Below are 18,806 nucleotides of genomic sequence, written 5' to 3' on the forward strand. Positions count from 1 at the left end.
GTTGTGTAGATGAAAATACTCGCTATTTTATATTTGTTTTTGTATTTCCCTGAAGATAAAACGGAGTATATACCGGCAGTGTTAACCTTTGTTATATTTGCCATCGGTGCTTTTGTCACATTCGTTATATTTAAAAAAGTTTCAGCACGTGAGGAACAAAGAGCAAAATTATTAGAGGAGAAACACCAAATTAAAGACCCTACTGAGTAAATTTCAGTAGGTTTTTTTTGTATAGGCTGTTATCGCCTTGTTTTTTTGTACTATCCAAAAATATGTTTAAACTAGACTCATGTGGCATCTTTTCTATTCTAACAATGATGTCAGTGGAATAAATCCATTAGTAGCTTTTCTAATTTAGCTACAAAAGCAAGAAAATAACGCAATAAGCCTTTGTATATTTGGAATGGATAGCGGGAAATATATAAGAAAAATGTGTTTTTGGAGGTAACAATGTATAAAGTACTATTTCCTTTGTTATTTATTTCTGTTTTGACGATAGGTTGTACAGAAGAAAACCCAACAAAGGTAGATGTAGAAATGTATAATGCTGATGGAGATTCACTTGGAACAGCAAAATTTTCAGAGCAAAGCAAAGGTGTAAAAATAGAGCTTGATTTAGAGGGCTTACCTGAAGGCGAGCATGCAATACATATACATGAAACTGGTAAATGTGAACCTCCAGATTTTAAGTCAGCGGGTAATCATTTTAATCCAGAAGATAAAGACCATGGTCTGTTACAGCCTGAAGGCCCACATGCAGGAGACTTACCCAATATTACCGTTAAAGATGATGGAAATGTAAAAGTAGATATTACTGCCCCAGAAGTTACGTTAAAAGAAGATAAAAATTCATTACTTACTATGGAAGGTACAGCGCTCGTTATTCATCAAGATAAGGATGATGGAATGAGTCAGCCAGCAGGGGATGCAGGTGAAAGAATCGCTTGTGGGGTTATTTCTAAAGAGCAAAGCAAAGGTGAAGAAACATCTGATAAAAATGAAAAAGATAAAGAAGAGAAGGAAGAGGAATAAATGGATGATAACTAAGATTGCTGTTTAGTGTTATATTATAAAATTGCTAGTGTGATTAAATGACCACAGTAAGTAGATAAAGAAGCAAAGGTGCCGTGAACACTTAGTTTTTACATACTTGTTACTTAGTGATTTAGGGAACAAAATGAAACAAAAAAAGCCATTAATAAATGTTGATATGTAAATCAGGTGGAGAATTTACCCCACCTGATTTACAATGACTTTTAAAAGAAATACATGAAAAAATTGCTTGTAAAATTAAAGGGTTTTATAAATGTTTGTTACTCATCCTAGTGCTTTCTTTAGTCTATTTAATCCATCATATAAAGTTTGTTTTGGGCAACCAATGTTCATTCTAACAAATCCATTACCAGCAATACCAAACTTACTGCCTGGTTCCAAAGCTAGTTTACCTTCTACTAATAATTCTCTCTTAAGTTGTTCATCTGTCATGTGTAGATTACGGCAATCTATCCAGATCAAATATGAAGCATCGGGCTTAATCATTTTTAGGCTAGGTAGATGTTGTTTGAGATAACGATCAACAATCATAATATTTTCCTTCAAGTATGCAATCAAGCTCTCTAGCCAAACTTCTCCATAATGATAGGCTGCTTCCATAGCAACCATGCCCAGTGCATTTACTGTATAGAACCCTTGCCTTTGTTGTACTTTTTGAAAAGCTAATCTTAGCTGAGTATTAGGTGTAATAATAGCAGCTGTTTGAAGACCCGCAAGGTTGAATGTTTTACTTGGTGCGATACAAGTAATAGTTCGCTGAGCAAACTTTTCATCAATTGATGCAATTGGAATATGGGTGCCTGCTAAAATAATATCTGAATGAATTTCATCTGAGATAATGGTAATGTTATGTAATGAGCATATTTCACCAAGTTTTGTTAGCTCACCTTTAGTCCAAACTTTTCCACCAGGGTTGTGAGGATTGCATAGAAAGAACAATTTTGTTTGTTTATCAATTAATTGTTCTAGTTTGTCAAAGTTAATTTCGAATTTGCCATCGTCTAAATCAAAAGAATGATAGACTGGAATTCGGTTATTTTTTATGACAAGGTCAAAGAACGGTGGATAGACTGGTGTTTGCATCATAACCTTATCCCCAGGTTTTGTGTACGCTTCTATGGCAGTTGCCAATGCGGGTACAATACCTGACGAGTAAGTTATCCAGCTATCTCGGATATTCCAATGATGCCTATTGTTTACCCATTTTTGAATAGCTTTTTTCGTTGATAGAGGTGGTTCTGAGTAGCCAAAAATACCGTGCTCTACTCTAGACTGTATTGCTTTTAATACTTGTGGGGGTGCCTTGAAATCCATATCTGCAACCCACATTGGCAACACATCATCTACACCAAAAACACGTTTAGTACCATCCCACTTAACAGAATTTGAATGTCTCCGATCAATGACTTGATCAAAAAAATGATTATCCATGCTCTTCACACCTACCTCTTTTTAGTATACTTCTTTTTTAAAAGGCTTTTTTTGTAAACTCTTTGCTATTGTTTCTAAATTAGCACCATAAAAAGTGGTTTTATATGTTAGTCATCGTTGTAAAGATGAAAAGATGCCACGAACGCTAGTTGTGTGCGTGTTTAATTTCTTAGTACGAGCAACAACATTGCTTGTAGAGTATGTAAATATTTATACACCGGTTCAAAGGCATACGAATCATCTTGATTAAGTCAATTAGTTGTTGAACTAAGAACCATTCGCTTAAACAATAGCAGATGAACTTCACTGTTTGAACACAATTTAAATGTATAATGATTGCAAGAACAACTATTAGCTTAAGTATATTTGAACATAGCAGGTTGGATTTTTATTTGACTGATTGACAGATTCCACCTATAACTCATTATACAAACTAAGATTCATTGTTTGAACCCTATATAGGAGTGAAAAATATGTTTCAACGAAAAGTATTGATGCTTACTGTTATGCTAATCATTTTACTTGTAGGATGCAGTAACACACAACAATTTAAGCCAATTAACCCTCATCAATCATCTGTACTATCGGTAAATATAAAGGATGCAAGTCTATCTTTTATAGATATTTCTAATAAGGAACAGACTGAGTCTTGGGAAATAAATAGAGCAGTTATAGGAGGGCTGATGTTCCCTGATCAAAATACACTAATGTTATATGGGAAGAATGAAGAAAGTGCTTATTTGTATGAATTATCCACAGGGAAAGAATTAACCCCTTGGAAAACTGGAACAGGAATTGTAAATGGAATTCTTTCCTCTGATAAAAACAGTATTTATCTTGTAGACCAAAATAGAAATTCTATCCGAAAATTTTCTCTAACTGGTGAGGAGCTTAATGAAATAAAAATTGGGAAGCGTCCATTTAGTATGTTTGAATCAAATGATGGAGAAAGAATATATGTCGTTAATATAGATGATACAAGTTTATCCGTCGTAGATGCTATTCATAATGTGGTTATCGATACGTTTAACATAAATCCTTTGCCTACTGGAGGACTATTACGAGAAGCGGAAAAAGAATTGTGGCTAGGGGGGCATGGTAATGCAAATAAAATTGAGACGAATATTAGCGTGTTTTCACTAGAATCAGGAAAACTGAAGGAGGAAATTGCAGCTCCAACAATGCCAATATTTTTCTCAGAAACAAAAGAGGGGATTTTTGTCCTCAGTCATGGATCAAGCATGATTCGCAAATTCAATCCAAGTACATATGAAGAGATATCAGCAATAAATGTAGGTGTGAATCCTGTTGAAATGGTTGCAATGAATGATGAGCTTTATATTACCAGCTATGATAGTGATGAGGTGTATGTTATTGACCAAAAAACAATGGAAATAACAAGCACTATCAAAGTAGGCAAAGGGCCATTTCAATTAATTAAAAGAGAAGGTGAACGATGATGACTGAGAAGAAGAAAGTAATGATCGTTGATGATGAAGAGGATATGAGAAACCTTATTCAAATGTATGTTGAGCGCGATAATTTTGAAACATACCATGCATCTGATGGTAATGAGGCATTTAACATACTCGATAAGACTAATATTGATATCATCATTCTTGATGTAATGATGCCTGATATCGATGGCTTTACATTTTGCGAGAAGCTACGTCAAACCTCGAACATACCGATTATCTTTTTAACTGCTAGAGGTGAAGAGTGGGATCGTGTATACGGTTTGAAAATGGGGGCGGATGATTATATTGTAAAGCCCTTTAGTCCAAGTGAATTAATTGCTCGAATTGATGCAGTTTTACGTAGAACAAATCAAGGCATGCATAATGAAGAGGGTTTATTTGTTAAATTTGGCTCATTAGAAATTAACGAAAAAGGTCGCAAAGTGCGCATAAATGGTAGCTCTATTGGGTTAACACTTAAAGAGTTTGATTTATTGTTATTCTTTTGTAAACATCTAGGTCAAGCATTGAGTAGAGAGCAATTATTAGAAGGGGTTTGGGGCTTTGATTATAAGGGTGGTGTAAGAACAGTCGATACACATATTAAAACGCTTAGAATAAAGTTGGGTGAGTTTGGAGATTCGATTAGAACTGTATGGGGTATCGGTTATAAGTTAGAGGTGTGAAAAGATGTTTACAATAATCAGAAATTTGACGTTAGCACATAAAATTTGGATTACTATTAGTCTCGCCATTATTGGGACAATTTTTTTTTCATATATATTATCAAATTATTTTTATGAAAAATACTATGTTGAAAATGTAAGAAAAACGCTTCAAGAAGAAGGCTCTCAACTTGCGACTAATTATAATGGTGGAGAAATAACAGACCAATTAATTGACCAAATTAATTGGTACAACCAAATGTCTGAGCCGGAAGTGTTGCTAATAACAAACCCTCGAGAATTAAGTGCGTGTCTACCGTTTGATATTGATTATGAATCTTATATTGATGAAGAAGATAGAGAGCGACTATTAAGAGGTGAACACATATCCAAAATAGGATATGAACAAAAAATGGGACATCAAATTTTAGGTGTTATCATTCCTCTATTAGATGGAAATAGACTAGAAGGCATTGTTTATTTATATACCCCTTTAGCGAATATTACTGATATGATCAATGATATTACTAACTTATGGATTCCAGTTGCTATTTTATTTGTCATTTTATCCATTCTCCTTGGAAGGAAAATTATTACAAAACTAATTAAGCCGCTCAAGCAACTTGAGCAAGCTGCCCAACACATGTCTAAGGGGAATTATACAGAACGAGTAGAAATTACAACAAATGACGAAATCGGTAAGCTTGCACAAGCTTTTAACGATATGGCATGTGCTATTGCAAAAGAGGATGAGCGTAAGAAAGAATTTCTAGCCAATGTTTCCCATGAGTTACGCACACCTATTAGTTATGTAAAAGGTTATAGTGAAGCAATTGTCGATGGCGTCGTAAAAAAACAGGAGGATGTACAGCGATACCTTAAATTGATTCATCGTGAGGCTGCTCGAATGCAACGACTCGTGCATGATTTACTTGACTTATCAAAGCTAGAGAGTAGTGTGTACAACTTAACAAAGGTACCACTAGTATTTTCACAATTAATTGAAGAATCGTTAGCAATTTACGAACCAATTTTGCTTGAAAGTGAAATTTCACTTAACATGATGTTGGATCCAGAAATTATTATTTATGCCGATGAAGATCGTATTGAACAAATCATTCATAACCTTATAGATAATGCTATTCATTATACTGAAAAAGGTGGTAATATTTCAGTTCAGTTAAAGAAAGCAAAAAATAATCAATGTGAGCTAATCATTTCAGATACAGGGATAGGAATGGATGAAAAGCATCTAAATCAATTAGGTGAAAGGTTCTATCGTATAAATAAAGCGCGTACTCGGAAAGATGGAGGAACCGGCCTCGGCTTAGCGATTGTTAAACAAATTGTTGTAGCCCATAATGGAAATATATCATTTTACAGTAAAGTAGGAGAAGGTACTCAAGTTCATATTGCATTTCAGGTATTAACGAATTAATTGCCGAAATGCTATAATAAATAAATTAACAGAAGAAATTCTAACAGTGTATACGTAAAAAAGCGGAGGAGATATGCGTGAAATTATCACAAAAAGAAATTGAGATTCTTGAGGTTCTAGAAGCTGATTGTCGTTTACCTGCGCAAACAATCGCAAAAATGGTTTCTTTGTCAACAGAGGAAGTTGAAGCAAGTATTAAAAAATTAGAAAATTCTAAAGTTATTGTCCAATATGTTCCAATGATAGATTGGAATAAAGTCAACGGTCTCGAAAATGTAACTGCAATGATCGACGTAAAAGTAACTCCTAAGCGTGGGGTTGGTTTTGACGAAGTTGCTGAACGTATATATCGTTATCCGGAAGTGAAATCTGTCTATTTAATGAGTGGAGCGTATGATTTATCAGTCGTCATTGAAGGTCGATCAATGCCAGAGGTCGCCAACTTTGTTTCTGAAAAGTTGTCTACACTTGATTCTGTAATCTCAACGACGACTCATTTTATGTTAAAAAAATATAAACATGATGGTACAGTGTTCGATCAGGATGATAAAGATCAGCGTATCGTGGTGTCACCATGATTCATACAGAAAAATCATTTTTATCAGATACAGTTTTAAGTTTAAAACCATCTGGGATTCGTCGTTTTTTTGATCTAGCTGCTAGTATGGATGGAGTTATTTCATTAGGGGTTGGCGAACCTGATTTTGTGACAGGGTGGAGTATACGTGAGGCGTGTATACTATCATTGGAACAAGGGTATACGTCATATACTGCTAATGCAGGGTTACTTGAACTGAGACAGGAAATAGCATCATATTTAAAGAGCCAATATATGCTCCAGTATAACCCAGATCAAGAGATTCTTGTTACAGTTGGGGCAAGTCAAGCTCTTGATCTTGCTTTAAGAGCTATTGTTAATCAAGGAGATGAAGTGATTGTTGTTGAACCGAGTTTTGTCTCGTATGCACCATTAGTTACATTAGCTGGTGGTAAACCAATCGCTATACAAACAACGGAAACTGATCAATTTAAGCTAAAGCCAGAGCATATTGAAAAAGTGATATCTGAGAAAACTAAAGCGATTATGATTTGCTCACCAAACAATCCTACAGGAGCGGTGTTAACAAAAGAAGAGCTTGAAGCTATAGCAGAAATTGTTGATAAGTACAATTTAGTAGTTATATCAGATGAAATATATTCTGAACTTTCCTACGATGAGCAGCACTATAGTATAGCAAATGTAAATGGAATGAGAGAGCGTACGATTGTAATAAACGGTTTTTCTAAAGGTTTTGCAATGACAGGCTGGCGATTAGGATATGTTGCTGCTCCTGCTGAACTTTTACAGGCTATGCTCAAAATTCATCAGTATTCCATGATGTGTGCACCGACTCCAGTTCAATACGGTGCGATTGAAGCATTAAAAAATGGACGTCAGGATGTTGATGGAATGAAAAAAAGCTATAGACGTCGTCGTAACTACTTTGTGCAATCATTAGTCGATATCGGTCTCGATTGCCATCTACCAGGGGGAGCATTTTATGCATTTCCTTCCATAAAAAGTACTGGGTTGACCTCTGAACAATTTGCTGAAAAATTATTGATACAAGAAAAGGTCGCTGTTGTACCTGGACATGTGTTTGGTGAGAGCGGAGAAGGGCATATCCGTTGTTCGTATGCTTCATCAATGGAACAATTGCAAGAAGCAATCAAACGTATTAATCGCTTTATAAACAGCTAACTTGGCTGGCTGCATAGCCATTATTAGAAAGTTGTTTCTTATCAATCGTTGTTGATATTAAGGTATTAAATAACAACAAAGGTTGCCAATAGAGCGTAATAAAAAGACAAAACCTTTATGGTTTTGTCTGAATATATTTTGTGTAAGATAATAATCGTAGTATGTGTTCAAGTACGGTTAAAATCTATAGTCATTTTGTTATTTCTGTTCATATTTTATATCATAAAGCATTTGCATCACTTTTAAGAAATCTTCCTCGCTAAATTCTTTTGCCTTACGTAATATGAGCTTTGATTTTTCAGTGCCAACTTCTTTTATAAGGTGTTCAATTTCTTCGTCAAACCCCGAATTTATTTGATAAATTTGTTCTAACAGTTCTGGTGCTGGGATATCTAGTACAGTTGATATTTTTAAAATTGTTTGGGTGTCAGGGAGTTGTGCACCAGATTCATATTTCTCAATCGTACCAGTACCGACACGAATCTTCATAGCCAATTCCCGCTGGCTTAGCTTTTTTTGCATTCTGTACATTTTAATGTTTGATCCGAGTGTACCCATTTTAGCTCCCTCCTAGCACATTCATTTCTTATAAATATTTTACCATGATTGAAAGTAAAAAAATCACTATAAATATGAATATTTAGTGATTAAATGTAAGAGTGATTTTTTAGGAGTGTAAAGGCTTCAACTTGATAGGTATATACAAAATATATTAGTTATTGATGAAGAATACGTCTAAAATGGTTTTCTTTGTTATGCTCATATTTTTAGTCCAATTTGCAAATTATAAAAAAATAGATAGAAAATTTGCTTTGAGGTAACTTATTGTTTATGATATAATGTTTAATTGCGTATAAACGAAATAAGAATATCGGTTTAGGAGTGTTTTCATGTCTGAAAAATTTGCAATTGGAAGTGTTGTTGTAGGTAAAGTTACAGGTGTTCAACCTTATGGAGCGTTTGTTGCCTTAGATGAAAATACACAAGGGTTAGTTCATATCTCTGAAATTACTCACGGATATGTCAAAGATATTAATGACCATGTGAAGGTTGGAGACGAAGTTAATGTTAAAGTTCTATCCATTGATGAGGGAGCAGGTAAAATAGGGTTATCTATCCGTGCGACGCAAGAGGCACCTGCTGAAACTGAAAAACCTAAAAAACCTAAAAAACGTCAAATACAAATGCCAGTAACGGAAATGGATGAACAACAAGGCTTTAATACTTTAAAAGAGAAACTTGAAGAATGGATTGAACAGTCTAAGCGAGAAGATTTAATAAAAAAATAAACCCCACATAAGTAAACTTGAGCATCAGTGAATCTTGTGGGAGCTCTATCCATTCGATGAAAGATCCCCTCGTTATTAATGTGGGGATCTTTAGTCATAAAAACAGCTCAGTTCAAATCAAAAAATCGCCTACCTTTTAAGGCGATTTTTTTGATTTAACATAAGTTTCATGAAATAAGTGATATCATCTAGTCGTTCTAGGCTCGGTACTTGTTCCAAATTCCTCAGTAGGCTTGAATAATATCCCTAAATTAATGAGGCCTGCAATTCCAACGATACCAAAAATAATTCTTGAAAGAGCGGAACCTTGTCCATTAAAGATTGCTCCAACTAAGTCGAATTGAAAAAATCCAATTAGCCCCCAATTTATAGCCCCAATAATAGTAAAAACAAGTGCGATTCGTTGCATAGTACCCATAATATGTTGCCTCCTTTTTATCTTAATTAATATATATTTTGGCATATATAAGGAAAAATATTCATGATCTTTAATTTTTTTATTTGACTGTTTGCACTTGTATTGGATATACAGGGGTCGTTGGCATCTTTTATTTTTCTCTATACGATGCCATCTTATGTTTTATTTTGTTGTTCTAATTTAATAATACAAGCAACAAAATATACGAAAAGAGCCTTTTTCAACTTCGTTCTCAACTAATAGTTGCTTTTCGTACATAGAAATTAAACACGTATTTCAAGCTAGATCGTGGCATCTTTTCTTTTCTAATTTATACGATGATACCGAATATCTTATTTTATTGTCCTAAATCAATCATATAAGCAACAAGTAAACGAAAAGAGCCTTTTTCAACTTCGTTCTCAACTAATAGTTGCTTTTCGTACATAGAAATTAAACACGTATTTCAAGCTAGATCGTGGCATCTTTTCTTTTCTAATTTATACGATGATACCGAATATCTTATTTTATTGTCCTAAATTAATCATATAAGCAACAAAATATACGAAAAGAGCCTTAACTAATAACAATAGCAGTAAAGTTTATGAATAGAGCTTTATAAAAAGATAAGTATAACTGTAGGGGTCAATTCACACATCAGAAGGTGACGCTTATTTTAGAGTGAAAATCTTTCACTTTACTTTCTCGATCTGCTCGGGCAGGATAGCCTTGTCTTGGACTGAGCAGGGAGCTTGCGATTTTGTATTCCTTAAATCATAATGTTAGTGAAAGGAAGGATGTTATGAATAATTTCACGTTTTTTAATCCAACAAAACTAATTTTTGGTAAAGATCAATTAGAACAATTGAAAACAGAAATACCTCAATATGGAAAAAAAGTACTGCTCGTTTATGGTGGGGGAAGTATTAAGCGCAACGGTATTTATGAAAAAGTTACAGCAATTTTCTCAGAAATTGATGCTGAGTTTGTTGAATTAGCAGGAGTTGAACCGAATCCACGTTTATCAACAGTAAGAAAAGGTGTGGAGATTTGTAAGAATGAAGGTATTGAATTTATATTAGCTGTAGGTGGCGGCAGTGTAATTGATTGTTCAAAGGCTATTGCTGCTGGTGCGAAATATGATGGAGATGTATGGGATTTTATGAGTAGAAAAGCAGTTCCTGAAGCTGCATTACCATTAGGAACTGTGTTAACACTTGCTGCAACTGGGTCAGAAATGAACGCAGGTTCTGTAATAACAAATTGGGAAACTCAAGAAAAATATGGCTGGGGAAGTCCTTTAGTATTCCCTAAATTCTCCATTCTTGATCCGACCAATACATTTTCAGTACCTAGAGATCAAACAATTTATGGTATGGTTGATATGATGAGTCATGTATTTGAGCAATATTTTCATAACGTTTCAAATACACCTTTGCAAGATCAAATGTGTGAAGCAGTACTAAAAACTGTCATCGATACAGCTCCGAAACTGCTTGAAGACTTAGAGAGCTACGAGCATAGGGAAACGATATTATACAATGGTACGATTGCCTTAAATGGTATGTTAAGCATGGGTTATCGTGGAGATTGGGCAACTCATAATATTGAGCACGCTGTATCAGCTGTATACGATATTCCACATGCAGGCGGTTTAGCGATTTTATTTCCAAACTGGATGAGACATGTCCTTGATGAAAATGTAGGTAGATTTAAACAATTAGCGATAAGAGTATTTGAAGTAAATCCAGAAGGTAAGAGTGATCGTGAAATCGCATTGGTAGGCATTGATAAACTTAGTGCATTCTGGTCAAGTATTGGTGCACCTTCACGACTTGCGGATTATGACATTGATGATTCGAACCTTGAAGTAATGGCTGAAAAAACTGTTGTTTATGGTGATTTTGGTAATTTTAAAAAGCTAAACAAAGAGAATGTATTAACCATTTTAAAAATGTCACTATAAAATAGTTAGCTAAAAATAATGAGTAGCATAAATAAGTATAGACCAATTACGATTGTAATTGGTCTTTTACTATTGGTTGTTTTCGCATTAATTATTGCTATTCGTCTTAGATATAAACCCACGTATGTTGCTAACGTTCGTGGCATCTTTTCTTCTCTAGAGACTATAGCAATCATATTATACATATTAGTTACTAAAAGATAGGTAAAAAACAAGTTTCGAAAAAAGCCATTACTTTTGTACGATCCTTATGCATCTATGTGAATTTGAGCTTTTTTATCTTGTATTATTTGAAAAACAATTGTAATATAATGGTAAAATTAAATTAGGTGAGGGTAATAGAATGAGCTTTCCTCTCATTAAATGTTGGAAAAGACATAAACATGTATACAACTAGAGCATTTGAAATATTTTTTTCTTTAAAGAATAACTATTGAAAGAGCTCAGTTAACTGTTATAAAAATAGCTGTAAATTTTTTAAAAATACTCATTAGTGTTAGGAGGAAAAAATATGGAGTTTGTCATTTATGCACTGCCAATTATTCTTTTTGTTCTTGGATTGTATTTCATTACGGAAAATTTTGAAACGAGAAGAAGATTAACCTACCCTCTAATTATTGCAAATATTGTACTTGCAATTCATTTATTCTTGCTAACAATAGTTGGTGGATGGGTGATATTAGGTACAGGAATGTTATCGGGTATTATCGTAATCATATGTTGGCTGATTTTTATAATTATGAGCCGTTTTATTAAAAAAGAGAAGCAATTAGAAGAATAGATAGTGAAAGGGTTTTACTAATTATCGACAAACTCATTTAGCTTAATATAAGGAGAATGAGGTGCCTTCGCTTACTATTTGTAAAGTTAACGCACTTAATCCTTTATAACAAAACGAGTGATTAACAGATTATTTGCGTTTATCTAGCTTCAGCACCTACACCCCTCGAATCACTTCGTCCTTTCACCAGAAGATCAAAAGCGTCTTCAGTTGAAAATGTTCTAACGCTGTCGAGGTTGAACAGTCGGCTCGGCTTTTCAAGTTGTCCAGCTTCAGCTCCTATCCCCTCGAGTCACTTCACCATTTCACCCGAAGGCAAAAAGCGCCTTCAAGTGAAAAGGCTCCAGTGCTTGTCGGGGATGACCAAGTCGCTTCCGCTTTTCTATATTGTCATAAAATATTTTATTTTGGAGACGCTTACATATGGGTGGTGTTCTTGATTTACTCACAGCCTTTCGCTAAAGTGGTATTTATAAAGATTTATTATTCAGTTTGGAGGTTAACAAGATGTCATATATTAAGTTTGATTATTCAAAAGCATTATCGTTTTTTTCAGAACATGAAATTACATATTTACGTGATGCGGTAAAAGTAGCTCATCATTCTTTGCATGAAAAAACTGGTGCAGGAAATGATTTTTTAGGGTGGGTTGATTTACCTACAGATTATAATAAAGAGGAATTCTCACGCATTCAAAAAAGCGCAGAAAAAATTAAAGGTGATTCTGAAATATTGTTAGTCATCGGAATTGGTGGATCATATTTAGGTGCACGAGCTGCCATTGATATGTTAAATCATTCGTTCTATTCATCGCTATCAAAAGAGCAAAGAACTACACCACAAATTATTTTTGTAGGTAATAATATTAGCTCGTCGTATATGAAAGATGTGATGGACGTATTAGAGGGCAAAGATTTCTCTATTAATGTCATTTCAAAATCTGGTACGACAACTGAGCCAGCTATTGCTTTCCGTATTTTCCGAAAAATGCTTGAAGAAAAATATGGAATTGACGAGGCAAGAAAAAGAATTTATGCTACCACCGATCAAGCTAGAGGTGCATTGAAAACTCTGGCTACTGAAGAAGGATATGAATCATTTATCATTCCTGATGATGTAGGTGGGCGCTATTCAGTACTCACTGCTGTTGGATTATTACCAATCGCAGTTAGTGGTGCTAATATTGAAGAAATGATGCGAGGAGCTCAAGATGCTAGCAACGAATTTTCTAACTCAGAGTTAGAAGAAAACGGTGCTTATCAATATGCAGTTGTTCGGAATGTACTTTACAATAAAGGTAAAACGATAGAAATGTTAATAAATTATGAACCATCGCTTCAATACTTTGCTGAATGGTGGAAGCAGTTGTTTGGTGAAAGTGAAGGGAAGGATCAAAAAGGTATTTTCCCTTCATCAGCAAACTTCTCTACTGATTTACATTCATTAGGACAATATGTCCAAGAAGGTCGTCGTGATTTATTTGAAACGATTCTTCATGTGGAGAAATCTCGTCATGAATTAACGATTGAAGAGGCAAGTAGTGATTTAGATGGCTTAAACTACCTTGCTGGTAAAACAGTCGATTTCGTTAATAAAAAGGCATTTGAAGGTACCATGCTTGCTCACACAGATGGGGGAGTACCAAATTTAACTGTTTCAATTCCAGAGCTTAATGAGTATTCATTCGGTTATTTAGTATACTTCTTTGAAAAAGCTTGCGCCATGAGTGGATATTTATTAGGTGTAAATCCATTTGATCAACCAGGTGTTGAAGCATACAAGGTAAACATGTTTGCACTATTAGGGAAGCCTGGTTTCGAAGAGAAGAAGGCTGAGCTAGAAAAGCGACTTAATGATTAATGAATTAATGTAATAATTATGAATGAAGCTTGAGGGGATTTTCCTCAAGCTTTTTTATTTTTGTTCAATTATACATATGGATGAATGATATATAGATGGTTAACCTAATACAAGAGTAAGGCTCTTTTTGACAATGTTGTTGCTAGTATTACTAAGGCACCAATTCGTGAACTTTATTGCTATTGCAATTACAGCAACATATTATTTAATTCAGTTACATCATTTTAAACAAGCTATGATAAGTTTTTCTAAGTAAGGATAGTGACAACGAACGTGATAACAGCTATGGGGGTTGTCATCTAGTCATAAAAAGCAACAATCTAATAGAAAACAGCAAAAGCTAAAGGACGTGTTACAAAATGATTGAATTATCATCAAAGATAACGGGTACAACTTTTAAATTATTTAAGTTGGAACAAGAGCTAAAACCTTTAGGTTATGTTATTGGTGGAAATTGGGATTATGATCATGGCTCATTTGATTATAAAATTGCCAACGAGGTCGGCTATCATTTTCTTCGTATTCCTTTTGAAGCTGTCGATGGTCAATTAGATTCAGAAGGAGCAACCGTTGAACTTGGTACCCCATTCTTATTGACACATAAATACCAAGTTGGTTTAGATGATAACGTACATGTTGGAAATGTGAATGCTTCATTTAATCAGTTTTCAGAGCCAGAAGATCCTGATGCAACTGTCCCAACGAAATATGTAGATATGGGGAAGTCCCTCATTAAAGATTTAGAAGAGAGGTTACTTCACTAATCCATTATGACTAACAGTTCGTCTTGTGCCTTAATTAGAAAAGAGTGAGAGGGGTTGACATAAGATTCATCTCCTCTTTTGACTCCTATTAATAAAATACGTTTGCAAAGTAAACTGTGGCTAACATCACGGAATGTTTGATTAATTAGGTCTGTTGTCGTTTGTATGTACATGATTTTACTGCCTTTTAAATGATCGAGCATTTTGAGTAATGTGTGGGCCATACCATGTGATAGTAGACTATTAACCATTACATAACTTGATAACTTGGTCGTTTCGACTATCTCATCTGCACCTGCACGTTCAGCGTTGTTCACGTGATGTGATGTTAAGATTTCAACAATACTATATATGTTACAATTCAACCCCTTGATTGCTAAAAGTGTTAGGATAGAATTCATATCTGCAGTTAATTCATCCTTGCTTTGATCAGCTGTAATTAACGCCATAATTGCTGAATTAACATTTGCTTTTTTTAGAGTATCATCCTGTGAAGGGTTTCCTTTTATAAAATGAACATTTTTGTTTGGTAATGGATTGTGCTCTAATGACTCGTCTATTAAGATAATTTCAATCGATGGCTTAAGTTTTGAAAGGTGAGTGATCGTTTCGTACGCACGACCATTCCAGCCTATAATAATAATTTGATGTTCTCCTTTAAAAGAGATTTTTCCCTCCATAAATTCGTTCTCCTTAGCAACTGCTGTAGCCGCAAGAGTAACAAAATATGTTGTAACAAAGCCTGTCCCAGCTAAGATGAGAATAATAGCGACCAGCCTTCCAATCGTTGAAGCTGGAACGAAGTCACCGTAACCAACAGTTGAAGTAGTGATGATTGCCCACCAAATTCCATCAAATATTGTAGGAAATTGGTTTGGTTCAAGTAAATGAATAATTGTACCGAATAGGATAATCATTATAAGAATAATGGATAGTATCCTATAAACAACATGCCAACGTAAGTACGATGCTAATAGCCCACCAACTTTCACGGCCTAACCTCCAATCTAAAAGTACACCTCTTAATTTTTTGAAGCCTATAAGTATTTCATTCAGAAGCTGAGTCACGTCATCATGGAGAGAATTTCTCTCATAATATTATTAAGATGATCATTTATATTTTGGTCTCCATACTTTTCCTTTGCTTGTTCAATAGCGGTAATCACATCATCCTCAAAGTCAAGAATTGGCTTGTCTGTCTCTGATTCGTTATATAGAGCAATGATTGAATCAAGCCCTTCATTTAAGCGATCAATCGTATCGCTTAGCACTTGTTTCTCATCATTTGTCATTTTCATTGCTGTTCGCCCTTTCAAATTTAGTCTAGAAAAATAATATGTATGCTAATAGTGTGTTCGATATTTGGACAATTTTGCATAAATTTTTCTTTTTTTTGTAATGATATTGGTGGAGTAAAAATTACAAAAGACTCTTTTCGTAACCGTTGGAATTATTTTTACGACAGTAAAATAGCTAGAAATGGTTTTACTTTAATATTAATTAGATGACATGATTTCTAGTTGTAACGCGTTAATTTCTACGAAAATAAGTCTTTTAAAAAGATGGAGGCATAGTAATGGATATAAAACGAGCGAAACAAATCATTTCATCACCAAATGATATAACTGTTCATTATAACGGCGTGTCTGTTTGGATTGATAGTTGTGATGAGCAAGGGAATGTTGCTACAGTCCATATGAGAGGTAATCATCATGAAAAACGGTCTGTACCGATTGCTGAGTTAGAAGAGGTTTAAACGAATAGGATTCACGTAAAGTGGTGAACTCTCAATGATGAGATTCCCACTTTTTTTGCATAAGTAGGTTTTTGGGGTCTAAGAAATAAAATATGTAAGCATCTAGCAATCGTGGTATTAAAATAGCAAAGCTTACGAAGAGAAGCAAATTAAAACCGTTGTCATCTTGACCATATAAGTTACAATGGTGGTAGGTAAGAAGAATGGAGGTTAGAATCAATGATTAATAAGATTGCAACAGTTGCAGTGTATGTAGATGATCAGCAAAAAGCAAAACACTTTTGGACAGAACAAGTAGGATTTGAAGTAGTGGCAGAATTCCCAATGGGACCAAATGCTAATTGGCTAGAAGTAGCTCCAAAAGGTGCGCAATCTCATTTAGTAATATATCCGAAGGTCATGATGAAAGATTGGAATGAGAAGCAGGCATCCATTGTGTTTGAGTGTGACAATGTACAAGCTACATACGAAATGTTAAAAACAAATGGCGTAGAGTTTTTAGATGAACCGAAAAAAATGGAATGGGGGACATTTGTTCAGTTTAAAGATCTTGATGGTAATGATTTTTTACTTAAAGGGTAGTATGAAATTATTATCTAGCAGTTAAGACATTATAGGTATATTTGTCTAAGTTTAGTAAATTGTACCATTATTGTTGCTGTTGTGATATTCTGAATTTATAGAATATTTCAACAGTAAAGGAGCGCTTTATTTGAAAGAACAAAATTTTAAAAACCATACTCGCTACCATGTACCATACCATTTTATAGGTCTACCAATTATTCTTGCTGCATTTATTGGAGCCATTGTAAATTTAGTGTTTGCTTTATCAGATGGTGAGTCAGTTTGGCCTGCAACATTAATGTTAGTAGGGGTAGTTGGATTAATGATCACGTTTATTCTCGTTCGAGAGTATATTTTGAAATTACAAGATCGTGTCATTCGAACAGAAGAGAATTTAAGAGCGTATGTGTTAACAGGTAGGTTATTAGATTCTAATTTGACAATCGATCAAATTATTGCGTTACGATTTGCTAGCGACGAAGAATTTCCTACACTTTGTGAGAAAGCCGTAAAAGAAAATTTGAAAAGGAAACAAATTAAGAAGGACATTGTTAATTGGAGAGGGGATTATTTTCGAGCTTAACACTCCAACTCTTATGAACAATAATTAAGTTAACGTACTATTAAATTTATGGTGAAATTAGGAGGAGACGATACTCCTCCTAATTTAAAGGAAGGCTTAAAATAGCTAGTTCTTATTGTTCTTATTAAATTCCGACATAAACATGGCTGGTATTAGTTTAAATGTGTCATTGTTTGCCAGTTGTTCCCCAAGAATATCCTCATGCTGCGATAATTGTTTAATTTGATTCATTTCTTTGTGTAAATCTTCCATTTTCTTATCTAATTTAGCAGCGGTATCAGCTGCTTCTTTGAGCTCATTTTTGATTCTTTCTGGAATTTCCTTATTATATTTATAATATATTTTGTGCTCTAAACTTGCCCAGAAATCCATGGCAATCGTACGAATTTGAATTTCTACAGGAACTAGATCTTCTCTATCAGACATGAAGATAGGAATTTGGATAATTAAATGAAGGCTTTGGTAGCCATTTGGTTTTGGATATTCGATATAATCCTTACACTCAATGACTGTTATATCTTTTTGTTGTTCTAGCATGTCTTTTATTTTGTAAATATCAGATATAAAAGAACAAGTAATACGAATTCCTGCAATATCCTTAATGTTTTCGCTTATATAAGGTAGTGAAAGGCCAATACCTTTTCTATCGATCTTCCTTAATATGCTTTCTGGGGACTTCAAGCGAGAGTTAGTATGCTCAATGGGATTATAGTCGTGTATATATTGAAATTCTTGTTTTAATATATCAATTTTCGTATTCACTTCAGCTAAAGCAAACTTGTAAGACATCATAAAGCGAATTAAATCTTTTTTGAATGATCTCATTTGCTCTAAATTATTTTGTGATTTCGCATCCATAGTCGTCGTCCTTTTCGTGTTTTGTACTTAACTGGATAGCTGTTTGTCGTTTGGTGATCTTTGTTCTTAAGTATCGATTAATCTATGTAGAAATAATAAATGACAGTTTGTAATATGTCAAAAATGGATGATGTAAAAGGCCTGTATAGAAATATTAAAACTAATAATTAGACTCCATATATATTTATATATGGAGTCTAACA

Annotated in this window: 21 protein-coding genes; 15 read left to right on the forward strand and 6 right to left on the reverse strand. The window is 34.2% G+C overall.

The window, feature by feature from the left end; translation table 11 throughout:
- The first annotated feature begins 9 nt into the window (after positions 1 to 9).
- Together V1503_RS13445 and V1503_RS13450 are read left to right on the forward strand one after the other, a co-directional pair.
- On the forward strand, positions 10 to 210 hold the full coding sequence (locus V1503_RS13445; RefSeq protein WP_410627595.1) for a hypothetical protein: 201 nt from the start codon (positions 10 to 12) through the stop codon (positions 208 to 210).
- Positions 211 to 450: 240 nt separating this feature from the next.
- The gene (locus V1503_RS13450; RefSeq protein ID WP_214481023.1) at positions 451 to 1,032 is read left to right on the forward strand and encodes a superoxide dismutase family protein; all 582 of its coding nucleotides are present in this window, start codon (positions 451 to 453) and stop codon (positions 1,030 to 1,032) included.
- 285 nt (positions 1,033 to 1,317) lie between these two features.
- Here the strand turns inward: V1503_RS13450 and V1503_RS13455 are convergent, their stop codons facing one another.
- Positions 1,318 to 2,484 carry a MalY/PatB family protein gene (locus V1503_RS13455; protein WP_320257848.1) on the reverse strand — a complete coding sequence of 389 codons (1,167 nt, stop codon included), beginning with the start codon at positions 2,482 to 2,484 and terminating at the stop codon, positions 1,318 to 1,320.
- Positions 2,485 to 2,957: 473 nt separating this feature from the next.
- Here V1503_RS13455 and V1503_RS13460 point away from each other — a divergent pair, with 473 nt between their 5' ends.
- The 5 genes from V1503_RS13460 to V1503_RS13480 all read left to right on the forward strand — a co-directional run bounded on the left by V1503_RS13460 (position 2,958) and on the right by V1503_RS13480 (position 7,785).
- Positions 2,958 to 3,944: a YncE family protein gene (locus tag V1503_RS13460; RefSeq protein ID WP_410627598.1), complete on the forward strand. Its 987-nt coding sequence runs from the start codon at positions 2,958 to 2,960 to the stop codon at positions 3,942 to 3,944.
- Positions 3,941 to 4,627, forward strand: coding sequence for a response regulator transcription factor (locus tag V1503_RS13465; protein ID WP_214481020.1), 687 nt, complete (start codon positions 3,941 to 3,943; stop codon positions 4,625 to 4,627). Before V1503_RS13460 ends, V1503_RS13465 begins: the two co-directional genes overlap by 4 nt.
- A 4-nt stretch (positions 4,628 to 4,631) precedes the next feature.
- Positions 4,632 to 6,044, forward strand: a complete 1,413-nt coding sequence (locus V1503_RS13470; protein WP_410627600.1) for a sensor histidine kinase — start codon at positions 4,632 to 4,634, stop codon at positions 6,042 to 6,044.
- A gap of 77 nt (positions 6,045 to 6,121) precedes the next feature.
- The gene (locus tag V1503_RS13475; RefSeq protein ID WP_214481019.1) at positions 6,122 to 6,622 is read left to right on the forward strand and encodes an Lrp/AsnC family transcriptional regulator; all 501 of its coding nucleotides are present in this window, start codon (positions 6,122 to 6,124) and stop codon (positions 6,620 to 6,622) included.
- Positions 6,619 to 7,785 (forward strand): aminotransferase, encoded by a 1,167-nt coding sequence (locus V1503_RS13480; protein WP_410627603.1) that lies wholly within the window; start codon positions 6,619 to 6,621, stop codon positions 7,783 to 7,785. The genes V1503_RS13475 and V1503_RS13480 overlap by 4 nt, the downstream gene beginning before the upstream one ends.
- A gap of 198 nt (positions 7,786 to 7,983) precedes the next feature.
- Here V1503_RS13480 and V1503_RS13485 read toward each other — a convergent pair whose 3' ends face one another.
- Positions 7,984 to 8,343, reverse strand: coding sequence for a helix-turn-helix domain-containing protein (locus V1503_RS13485; protein ID WP_214481017.1), 360 nt, complete (start codon positions 8,341 to 8,343; stop codon positions 7,984 to 7,986).
- Between the two features lie 332 nt (positions 8,344 to 8,675).
- On the opposite strand from V1503_RS13485, the gene yugI reads away from it, so the two are divergent.
- Positions 8,676 to 9,074: a S1 domain-containing post-transcriptional regulator GSP13 gene (gene yugI / locus V1503_RS13490; protein WP_214481016.1), complete on the forward strand. Its 399-nt coding sequence runs from the start codon at positions 8,676 to 8,678 to the stop codon at positions 9,072 to 9,074.
- Between the two features lie 184 nt (positions 9,075 to 9,258).
- Here yugI and V1503_RS13495 read toward each other — a convergent pair whose 3' ends face one another.
- Positions 9,259 to 9,492, reverse strand: coding sequence for a DUF378 domain-containing protein (locus V1503_RS13495; protein ID WP_214481015.1), 234 nt, complete (start codon positions 9,490 to 9,492; stop codon positions 9,259 to 9,261).
- Positions 9,493 to 10,273: 781 nt separating this feature from the next.
- Here V1503_RS13495 and V1503_RS13500 point away from each other — a divergent pair.
- From V1503_RS13500 to V1503_RS13515, 4 genes are all read left to right on the forward strand, one after another.
- Positions 10,274 to 11,437, forward strand: coding sequence for an iron-containing alcohol dehydrogenase (locus V1503_RS13500; protein WP_410627606.1), 1,164 nt, complete (start codon positions 10,274 to 10,276; stop codon positions 11,435 to 11,437).
- 511 nt (positions 11,438 to 11,948) lie between these two features.
- Positions 11,949 to 12,218: a hypothetical protein gene (locus tag V1503_RS13505; RefSeq protein ID WP_410627608.1), complete on the forward strand. Its 270-nt coding sequence runs from the start codon at positions 11,949 to 11,951 to the stop codon at positions 12,216 to 12,218.
- 507 nt (positions 12,219 to 12,725) lie between these two features.
- Positions 12,726 to 14,078, forward strand: a complete 1,353-nt coding sequence (locus V1503_RS13510) for a glucose-6-phosphate isomerase (protein ID WP_410627610.1) — start codon at positions 12,726 to 12,728, stop codon at positions 14,076 to 14,078.
- A 359-nt stretch (positions 14,079 to 14,437) separates the two neighbouring features.
- A complete protein-coding gene (locus V1503_RS13515) occupies positions 14,438 to 14,842 on the forward strand; it encodes a YugN-like family protein (RefSeq protein WP_214481011.1) in 405 nt (134 codons plus the stop codon).
- Here V1503_RS13515 and V1503_RS13520 read toward each other — a convergent pair.
- The gene (locus V1503_RS13520) at positions 14,839 to 15,834 is read right to left on the reverse strand and encodes a potassium channel family protein (RefSeq protein ID WP_410627613.1); all 996 of its coding nucleotides are present in this window, start codon (positions 15,832 to 15,834) and stop codon (positions 14,839 to 14,841) included. The two genes, V1503_RS13515 and V1503_RS13520, sit on opposite strands and share 4 nt — an antisense overlap.
- Positions 15,835 to 15,906: 72 nt before the next feature.
- Entirely contained in the window at positions 15,907 to 16,140 is a 234-nt protein-coding gene (locus tag V1503_RS13525) for a hypothetical protein (RefSeq protein ID WP_214481010.1), read from the reverse strand.
- 278 nt (positions 16,141 to 16,418) lie between these two features.
- Here V1503_RS13525 and V1503_RS13530 point away from each other — a divergent pair, with 278 nt between their 5' ends.
- The 3 genes from V1503_RS13530 (at position 16,419) to V1503_RS13540 (ending at position 17,745) form a co-directional block, all read left to right on the forward strand.
- The gene (locus V1503_RS13530) at positions 16,419 to 16,598 is read left to right on the forward strand and encodes an H-type small acid-soluble spore protein (protein WP_214481009.1); all 180 of its coding nucleotides are present in this window, start codon (positions 16,419 to 16,421) and stop codon (positions 16,596 to 16,598) included.
- Positions 16,599 to 16,817: 219 nt separating this feature from the next.
- Positions 16,818 to 17,180, forward strand: coding sequence for a VOC family protein (locus V1503_RS13535; RefSeq protein WP_214481008.1), 363 nt, complete (start codon positions 16,818 to 16,820; stop codon positions 17,178 to 17,180).
- A 130-nt stretch (positions 17,181 to 17,310) separates the two neighbouring features.
- The gene (locus tag V1503_RS13540; protein WP_320257859.1) at positions 17,311 to 17,745 is read left to right on the forward strand and encodes a DUF6526 family protein; all 435 of its coding nucleotides are present in this window, start codon (positions 17,311 to 17,313) and stop codon (positions 17,743 to 17,745) included.
- Between the two features lie 105 nt (positions 17,746 to 17,850).
- Here the strand turns inward: V1503_RS13540 and V1503_RS13545 are convergent, their stop codons facing one another.
- Positions 17,851 to 18,603: a GTP pyrophosphokinase gene (locus tag V1503_RS13545; protein ID WP_410627616.1), complete on the reverse strand. Its 753-nt coding sequence runs from the start codon at positions 18,601 to 18,603 to the stop codon at positions 17,851 to 17,853.
- Positions 18,604 to 18,806: the final 203 nt, after the last annotated feature.

It is taken from the genome of Nanhaiella sioensis, assembly GCF_046557775.1.
In the GTDB taxonomy this organism is placed as follows: Bacteria; Bacillota; Bacilli; order Bacillales; family SM2101; genus Nanhaiella; species Nanhaiella sioensis.

What these genes read in the sequence shown, in the direction of transcription:
- V1503_RS13445 (WP_410627595.1), top strand. Translation starts at nt 10, where the DNA reads ATGAAAATACTCGCTATTTTATATTTGTTTTTGTATTTCCCTGAAGAT.
- V1503_RS13450 (WP_214481023.1), top strand. Translation starts at nt 451, where the DNA reads ATGTATAAAGTACTATTTCCTTTGTTATTTATTTCTGTTTTGACGATA.
- V1503_RS13455 (WP_320257848.1), bottom strand. Translation starts at nt 2,484, where the DNA reads ATGGATAATCATTTTTTTGATCAAGTCATTGATCGGAGACATTCAAAT.
- V1503_RS13460 (WP_410627598.1), top strand. Translation starts at nt 2,958, where the DNA reads ATGTTTCAACGAAAAGTATTGATGCTTACTGTTATGCTAATCATTTTA.
- V1503_RS13465 (WP_214481020.1), top strand. Translation starts at nt 3,941, where the DNA reads ATGATGACTGAGAAGAAGAAAGTAATGATCGTTGATGATGAAGAGGAT.
- V1503_RS13470 (WP_410627600.1), top strand. Translation starts at nt 4,632, where the DNA reads ATGTTTACAATAATCAGAAATTTGACGTTAGCACATAAAATTTGGATT.
- V1503_RS13480 (WP_410627603.1), top strand. Translation starts at nt 6,619, where the DNA reads ATGATTCATACAGAAAAATCATTTTTATCAGATACAGTTTTAAGTTTA.
- V1503_RS13485 (WP_214481017.1), bottom strand. Translation starts at nt 8,343, where the DNA reads ATGGGTACACTCGGATCAAACATTAAAATGTACAGAATGCAAAAAAAG.
- yugI (WP_214481016.1), top strand. Translation starts at nt 8,676, where the DNA reads ATGTCTGAAAAATTTGCAATTGGAAGTGTTGTTGTAGGTAAAGTTACA.
- V1503_RS13495 (WP_214481015.1), bottom strand. Translation starts at nt 9,492, where the DNA reads ATGGGTACTATGCAACGAATCGCACTTGTTTTTACTATTATTGGGGCT.
- V1503_RS13500 (WP_410627606.1), top strand. Translation starts at nt 10,274, where the DNA reads ATGAATAATTTCACGTTTTTTAATCCAACAAAACTAATTTTTGGTAAA.
- V1503_RS13505 (WP_410627608.1), top strand. Translation starts at nt 11,949, where the DNA reads ATGGAGTTTGTCATTTATGCACTGCCAATTATTCTTTTTGTTCTTGGA.
- V1503_RS13510 (WP_410627610.1), top strand. Translation starts at nt 12,726, where the DNA reads ATGTCATATATTAAGTTTGATTATTCAAAAGCATTATCGTTTTTTTCA.
- V1503_RS13515 (WP_214481011.1), top strand. Translation starts at nt 14,438, where the DNA reads ATGATTGAATTATCATCAAAGATAACGGGTACAACTTTTAAATTATTT.
- V1503_RS13525 (WP_214481010.1), bottom strand. Translation starts at nt 16,140, where the DNA reads ATGAAAATGACAAATGATGAGAAACAAGTGCTAAGCGATACGATTGAT.
- V1503_RS13530 (WP_214481009.1), top strand. Translation starts at nt 16,419, where the DNA reads ATGGATATAAAACGAGCGAAACAAATCATTTCATCACCAAATGATATA.
- V1503_RS13535 (WP_214481008.1), top strand. Translation starts at nt 16,818, where the DNA reads ATGATTAATAAGATTGCAACAGTTGCAGTGTATGTAGATGATCAGCAA.
- V1503_RS13545 (WP_410627616.1), bottom strand. Translation starts at nt 18,603, where the DNA reads ATGGATGCGAAATCACAAAATAATTTAGAGCAAATGAGATCATTCAAA.